Consider the following 7388-nt stretch of genomic DNA (forward strand, 5'->3'; position numbering starts at 1 on the left):
GTCTCAGCCCCCCACGGCTATGAGGAAGTCGCACCCCGCGCGATCACCTCCATGCGTCCAGCGGAACCCCGGAGCAGGCCCTACGCTGTTGCTTCGTTACGAAATCCAAGCGGGAGTTGAGGACGAAAGGTCAATAACCGTCAGAAACGACCAGGCCTGAAGCTCTACATGCTGTCTTGAACGCTTTGCTGCTGTGCGGCAGTGCGACGCTGCTGACCGTGGCGTGCGCGGCGCCGGCCGCGTATCCGCTCTCCCGCTACCGCTCGCGCCTGAGAACTTCATGGGCGGCGTGCCGAAGGTACTGGAGGTGGCGGCCTGGACGGACGGGGCGTCCACGACACGGCCGCTGGTCCGGGTGGTGCTGCCGCCGATGGGGCCGGGGGTGGGCGTGGTGACGATCTACACCTTCATCATGCTGTGGGGGAACTTCTTCGTCCCCTTCATGCTGCTGCTCTCCCCCGAGCAACTCCCCGTCTCCGTCTCGATCTTCACCTTTTTCGGCAACTACGGATCGGTGGTCCACGGCCAGCTGGCGGCGTTCTCGATCCTGTACTCGACGCCGGTGCTGCTGCTGTACATCCTGATCTCGCGCCGCCTCGGCGGTGGGTTCGCCCTGGGCAGCGCGGTCAGGGATGAGCGGGGGCGCGGGATAGGACGTTCCTACGAGCCGTGATCTCGGTCGAACAGACCGTAGTCAGGCCGGGTCCCGGCTCCTACGGTGGGGCCGTGCACCCCACCCCGCCTTTCAATGCCCCCGCCGCGCGCCGACTGCGCGAGGCCCTGGGCATGGCGCCCGGTCATGTCGCCTACGGCCTCAGCGCCCAGTACGGACTCCGGATCAGCGCGGACACCGTCGCCGCCTGGGAGCGTGGTCTCGCGCTGCCCGACGAGAAGGAACTCATGGCGCTGGCCGGAGTGCTGTGGTGCGCGCCGGGCGAGCTGCTGACCGCCGCCCGCACCCTGCGCGAACACCGGGTGGCCCGTGGCCTGGCCGTGGACGAGCTGGCGCGGCTGCTTGGGCTGGCGGTCTCCGCGTATCAGCGGATGGAGGAGTCCGGACGCTGGCGCGGCAACGAACGCCAGTCCGCGGCGCTCAGCGAGGCGTTGGAGCTGACGGCGGCCGACTTCGTGACGGCGACGGGGCGGAACGAGGAACTCGGGGAGCTGCTGCGCAGCGCGGTGACAACGCGCTGGCAGGCGTACACCCGGCCGGTGGCGAAGCTGGTGCCGCTGGAGCGGCGGCTGCTGCAGGACGTGCTGGAACAGCTGCATTCCGACTACCAGGCAGTGATGGTGTCGACGCTGAGCTGGAGCACGGGAGGTCCCGAGCGGGCGGGCGCGGACGGGGAGGCGGGACGGGCGTTTCTGGACGGGATCGTGGTGCAGTTCTGGGAGGCGGCGGGGGCGTAGCGCGGCCGGCCCGGTCCTCGGAGGCCGGCCCCGAAGCCGGCCCCCGAAGAGAGTCGGACCCGCCGGTCAGAACACCGACTCCGCCTCGTACATCCGGTCCTTCGGCACCGTCTTCAGCTGTGTGATCGCGTCCGCCAGCGGCACCATCATGATGTCGTTGCCGCGCAGCGCCGTCATCCGGCCGAAGTCGCCCCGGTGCGCCGCCTCGACCGCGTGCCAGCCGAAGCGGGTCGCCAGCACCCGGTCGTACGCGGTCGGCGTGCCACCGCGCTGGACATGGCCGAGAATGACCGGCCGGGCCTCCTTGCCGAGGCGGGTCTCCAGCTCGACCGCGAGCCGGTTGCCGATGCCCTGGAAGCGCTCGTGGCCGAATTGGTCGATCTTGCCCTTGGCGTACGGCATCGAGCCCTCGACCGGGTGCGCGCCCTCGGCGACGCAGATGACCGCGAACTTCTTGCCGCGGGCGAAGCGCTCCTCGACCATCTTGACCAGGTCCGCGACCTCGAACGGCCGCTCGGGCAGACAGATGCCGTGCGCGCCGCCCGCCATGCCGGACTCCAGGGCGATCCACCCCGCGTGCCGGCCCATCACCTCGACGACCATGACCCGCTGGTGCGATTCGGCCGTGGTCTTGAGACGGTCTATGGCTTCGGTGGCGACGCCCACCGCCGTGTCGAAGCCGAAGGTGCGGTCGGTGGACGAGATGTCGTTGTCGATGGTCTTCGGAACGCCGACGACGGGCATTCCGGCGTCCGACAGCATCCGGGCCGCGGTGAGGGTGCCCTCGCCGCCGATCGGGATCAGCACGTCGATGCCGTAACGGCGGCTCAGCTCGTCACAGTTCTCGGCGGCTTCGCGCAGCCGGTCGCGCTCCAGCCGGGCCGAGCCGAGAATGGTGCCGCCGTGCGCGAGGATGCCACTGACCGCGTTGAGGTCGAGGGGGCGGAAGTGGCCGTCGAGGAGTCCCTTGAAGCCGTCCTCGAACCCGATGACTTCATCGCCGTGACCCACCACGGCGCGGTGCACGACCGACCGGATCACTGCGTTCAGACCTGGGCAATCGCCGCCTGCGGTGAGAACTCCGATGCGCATCGTGCCGTATCTCCTGCTCGTTAGTGCCGTGCATTTCGGGGGCGACTGCGGAATCCCCCGTACCGTGAGCCACAACGATTGTCCCACGTCAGGTGCGGACCTCGCGCTCTCGGCCTGTCCGGGGCGCGGCACCCGACCGCTGCAGGACGAGTGCAGCACCCCGGAACAGGGGGCTTTCGCCCGGGGGGCGGCTGGTCCGCAGCCGCAGGTATCGTCAAAACGGGCAATACCGCACCAACCGGCCAGAACGACGGGAGAGCATGCGTGACGCGCAGCGTGTACGTGACGGGGATCGACCGGGGAGACGGCCGCCAGGTCATCGATCTGGGAGTCATGGAGCTCCTGACGCGTCAGGTGGACCGGGTCGGGGTGTTCCGGCCGCTGGTCCACGACAGCCCCGACCGGCTGTTCGAGTTGCTGCGGGCCCGCTACCGGCTCAGCCAGGACCCGTCGTCGGTCTATGGCCTGGACTATGCGGCGGCGTCCGCGCTGCAGGCGGAGAAGGGTACCGACGAACTGGTCTCGCGGCTCGTCGACCGCTTCCATCAGGTGGCCCGGATGTACGAGGTGGTGCTGGTCCTCGGCACCGACTTCGCGGCCACCCAGCTCCCCGATGAGCTGGCGCTCAATGCCCGGCTGGCCAATGAGTTCGGCGCCTCGGTGATCGCGGTGGTCGGCGGGAAGGGGCAGGACGCGGAGTCCGTGCGGGCCGAGACGCGCAATGCCTACCGGGCGTACGCCGGTCTGGGCTGCGACGTCCTCGCGATGGTGGTGAACAGGGTGGCGGCCGAGGACCGCGAGATCATCGCCGAGCGGCTGACGGCGCGGCTGCCCGTGCCGTGCTCGGTCCTGCCGGACGACGCCGCGCTCTCCGCGCCGACCGTCGCCCAGATCACCGCGGCGCTCGGCGGCACCGTGCTGCTCGGCGACGACGCGGGGCTGGCCCGGGACGCGCTGGACTTCGTCTTCGGCGGTGCGATGCTGCCGAATCTGCTGAACGCGCTGACGCCCGGCTGCCTGGTGGTCACGCCCGGGGACCGGGCGGATCTGGTGGTCGGCGCACTGGCCGCCCACAGCGCCGGCACCCCGCCCATCGCGGGCCTGCTGCTGACGCTGGACGAGCGCCCCGGCGAGGAGATACTCAAGCTGGCCGCACGGCTCGCACCGGGCACCCCGGTCGTGTCGGTGGCGGGCGGCTCCTTCCCCACAGCGGCCGAACTCTTCACGCTGGAGGGCAAGTTGAACGCGGCGACGCCCCGCAAGGCGGAGACCGCACTCGGCCTCTTCGAGCGCCATGTGGACACCCCCGCCCTGCTGGACCGGATCTCGGTGGCCCGCAGTGGCCGCGTCACGCCGATGATGTTCGAGCACGAGCTGCTGGAGCAGGCCCGCGCGGACCGGCGCCGGGTGGTGCTGCCGGAGGGCGCCGAGGAGCGGGTGCTGCGCGCCGCCGATGTGCTGCTGCGCCGCGATGTCTGCGATCTCACCCTCCTCGGCGACCTGGACGTCATCCGGAAGAAGGCGGCCGACCTCGGCATCGATCTTGCCGACACCCAGCTGATCGACCCGCAGACCTCCGAGCTGCGCCAGGCGTTCGCGGAGAGGTACGCACAGCTGCGCGCGCACCGCGGGGTCACGGTCGAGCTGGCGTACGACGTCGTCTCGGACGTGAACTACTTCGGCACCCTGATGGTCCAGGGGGGCCTGGCCGACGGGATGGTCTCCGGGGCCGTGCACTCCACCGCGGCGACGATCCGCCCCGCCTTCGAGATCATCAAGAGCAAGGGGGCCGCGCGGAGCGCGTCAGGCAGGGCGGCGGCGGGAGACGGGAGGGCCCGGGCGGACGCGTCGATCGTGTCGTCCGTCTTCTTCATGTGCCTCGCCGACAAGGTCCTGGTGTACGGCGACTGCGCGGTCAACCCGGACCCGGACGCGGAGCAGCTCGCGGACATCGCCGTCCAGTCCGCCGCCACGGCCGCCCGCTTCGGTGTGGAGCCACGGATCGCGATGCTCTCGTACTCGACGGGCACCTCGGGCACGGGGGCCGACGTCGACAAGGTGCGGCAGGCGACGGACCGGGTGCGCGAGAGCCGGCCGGACCTCAGGATCGAGGGCCCGATCCAGTACGACGCGGCGGTCGAACCGAGCGTGGCCGCGACCAAGCTGCCCGGATCGGAGGTGGCGGGGCAGGCGACCGTGCTGATCTTCCCGGACCTGAACACCGGCAACAACACGTACAAGGCCGTGCAGCGCTCGGCGGGCGCCGTGGCTGTGGGGCCGGTGCTCCAGGGGCTGCGCAAGCCCGTCAACGACCTGTCGCGCGGTGCGCTGGTCCAGGACATCGTCAACACCGTGGCCATTACGGCGATCCAGGCGCAGGCCCAGGAGTGAACCGCATGACCACCACCCCCACGAAGGAAGGTTCCGCCGCCGTGCAGGCCCGTCGCATACTCGTCCTCAACTCCGGCTCCTCGTCGGTTAAGTACCAGCTCCTCGACATGAACGACCGCTCCCGGCTCGCGATCGGCCTGGTCGAGCGGATCGGCGAGGAGACCTCCCGTCTGCTGCACACCCCGCTGACCGGGGGCGGCGCCGAGACACGTGAGCGCACCGGCAGGATCGCCGACCACGCGGCGGCACTGAAGGCCGCGGCCGAGGAGCTGGCCGCCGACGGGCTGGGCCTGGACTCCCCCGAGCTGGCGGCGATCGGCCACCGGGTGGTGCACGGCGGACTGCGGTTCACCCGGCCCACCGTCATCACCGACGAGGTGCTGACGGAGATCGAGCGGCTCGTCCCGGTGGCGCCGCTGCACAACCCGGCGAACATCACCGGCATCCGTACCGCGCAGGCGCTGCGCCCCGATCTGCCGCAGGTCGCCGTCTTCGACACCGCGTTCCACACGACGATGCCGGAGTACGCGGCGCGGTACGCGATCGACGTGGAGACCGCCGACGCGCACCGGATCCGCCGCTACGGCTTCCACGGCACTTCGCACGCGTACGTCTCGCGCAAGGCCGCCGAGCTGCTGGGACGCACCCCCGAGGAGGTCAATGTCATCGTGCTGCACCTGGGCAACGGTGCCTCGGCCTCGGCGGTGGCGGCCGGCCGGTGCGTGGAGACGTCGATGGGACTGACCCCGCTGGAGGGGCTGGTGATGGGGACGCGGTCCGGGGACATCGACCCGGCGGTCACCTTCCATCTGAAGCGGGTGGCAGGGATGTCCACCGACGAGATCGACGTCCTGCTGAACAAGAAGAGCGGCCTTGTCGGGCTCTGCGGGGACAACGACATGCGGGAGATCCGGCGCCGGATCGACAAGGGCGACGAACGGGCGGCCCTGGCGTTCGACATCTATGTGCACCGGCTGAAGAAGTACATCGGCGCCTATTCGGCGGTCCTCGGGCGGGTGGATGCCGTGGTGTTCACGGCGGGGGTCGGGGAGAACTCGGCGCCGGTACGCGAGGCTGCGATCGCCGGTCTGGAGGAGCTCGGCCTGGTGGTGGACGCCGACCTCAACGCCGTGCGGTCCGGCGAACCGAGGCTGATCTCGCCCAACTATGCGCGGGTCGCGGTCGCCGTGGTGCCGACGGACGAGGAGCTGGAGATCGCCGACCAGGCCTTCGCACTGGTCGGACGGGCCGAATCGGCCGGACAGGAAGTGCCGGTCGGACAGGTCGACAACTGAGCACCCCCGCGCCCCTTTGTATCTTCCACCAGACGGAATATTCCGCAGCGAAACAAACCGATAGGATCCGCCTCATGCGCCGTTCCAAAATCGTCTGCACCCTCGGTCCCGCCGTCGACTCCCATGAGCAGCTCGTCGCTCTGATCGAGGCCGGCATGAGCGTGGCCCGTTTCAACTTCAGCCACGGCTCCCACGAGGAACACCAGGGCCGTTACGACCGCGTCCGCAAGGCGGCCGCCGAGACGGGCCGGGCGGTGGGCGTGCTCGCCGACCTCCAGGGCCCGAAGATCCGCCTGGCGAAGTTCGCCGAGGGCCCCGTCGAACTCGTCCGCGGGGACGAGTTCACCATCACCACCGAGGACGTCCTCGGTGACAAATCGATCTGCGGTACGACCTACAAGGGGCTGCCGAGCGACGTCGCCAAGGGCGACCCGATCCTGATCAACGACGGCAACGTCGAGCTGAAGGTCGTCGCGGTCGACGGCCCCCGGGTCAGGAGCATCGTCATCGAGGGCGGGGTCATCTCCGACCACAAGGGCATCAACCTGCCCGGTGCCGCGGTGAACGTCCCTGCCCTGTCCGAGAAGGACGTGGAGGACCTCCGGTTCGCCCTGCGGCTGGGCTGCGACCTGGTCGCACTCTCCTTCGTGCGGGACGCCGGCGACATCAAGGACGTCCACAAGGTGATGGACGAGGAGGGCCGCCGGGTCCCCGTCATCGCCAAGGTGGAGAAGCCGCAGGCCGTCGAGCACATGGAGGGCGTCGTCATGGCGTTCGACGGTGTCATGGTCGCCCGTGGCGACCTGGCCGTCGAATACCCCCTGGAGAAGGTCCCGATGGTGCAGAAGCGCCTGGTGGAGCTCTGCCGGCGGAACGCCAAGCCGGTGATCGTGGCGACCCAGATGATGGAGTCGATGATCACCAACTCGCGGCCGACCCGCGCCGAGGCGTCCGACGTCGCGAACGCGATCCTGGACGGCGCGGACGCGGTCATGCTGTCCGCCGAGTCCAGCGTCGGCGCGTATCCGATCGAGACGGTCAAGACGATGTCGAAGATCGTCGTCGCGGCCGAGGAGGAACTGCTCTCCAAGGGTCTGCAGCCGCTGGTGCCGGGCAAGAAGCCCCGTACCCAGGGTGGTTCGGTGGCCCGCGCGGCCTGCGAGATCGCGGACTTCCTGAACGGCAAGGCGCTGGTCGCCT

General features: G+C 70.0%; 5 protein-coding genes and 1 pseudogene. 5 read left to right on the forward strand and 1 reads right to left on the reverse strand.

What is annotated here, in order from left to right; genetic code table 11:
- Nucleotides 1–173: 173 nt before the first annotated feature.
- Nucleotides 174–673, forward strand: a pseudogene (locus tag ACWCP8_RS19785) (carbohydrate ABC transporter permease); the annotation flags it as partial.
- Nucleotides 674–786: 113 nt separating this feature from the next.
- Nucleotides 787–1410 carry an XRE family transcriptional regulator gene (locus ACWCP8_RS19790; RefSeq protein WP_451117175.1) on the forward strand — a complete coding sequence of 208 codons (624 nt, stop codon included), beginning with the start codon at nucleotides 787–789 and terminating at the stop codon, nucleotides 1408–1410.
- A gap of 66 nt (nucleotides 1411–1476) precedes the next feature.
- On the opposite strand, the gene ACWCP8_RS19795 is transcribed toward ACWCP8_RS19790, so the two are convergent.
- Nucleotides 1477–2502 carry an ATP-dependent 6-phosphofructokinase gene (locus ACWCP8_RS19795; protein ID WP_352262904.1) on the reverse strand — a complete coding sequence of 342 codons (1026 nt, stop codon included), beginning with the start codon at nucleotides 2500–2502 and terminating at the stop codon, nucleotides 1477–1479.
- Nucleotides 2503–2766: 264 nt separating this feature from the next.
- On the opposite strand from ACWCP8_RS19795, the gene pta reads away from it, so the two are divergent.
- The 3 genes from pta to pyk form a co-directional block, all read left to right on the forward strand.
- Nucleotides 2767–4893: a phosphate acetyltransferase gene (gene pta, locus ACWCP8_RS19800; RefSeq protein WP_451117161.1), complete on the forward strand. Its 2127-nt coding sequence runs from the start codon at nucleotides 2767–2769 to the stop codon at nucleotides 4891–4893.
- 5 nt (nucleotides 4894–4898) lie between these two features.
- Nucleotides 4899–6188: an acetate kinase gene (locus tag ACWCP8_RS19805; protein ID WP_352262902.1), complete on the forward strand. Its 1290-nt coding sequence runs from the start codon at nucleotides 4899–4901 to the stop codon at nucleotides 6186–6188.
- Nucleotides 6189–6262: 74 nt separating this feature from the next.
- On the forward strand, nucleotides 6263–7388 hold a 1126-nt coding region (gene pyk / locus ACWCP8_RS19810; RefSeq protein ID WP_451117162.1), incomplete at its 3' end, for a pyruvate kinase.

The organism is Streptomyces sp. NPDC002206 (assembly GCF_053593595.1).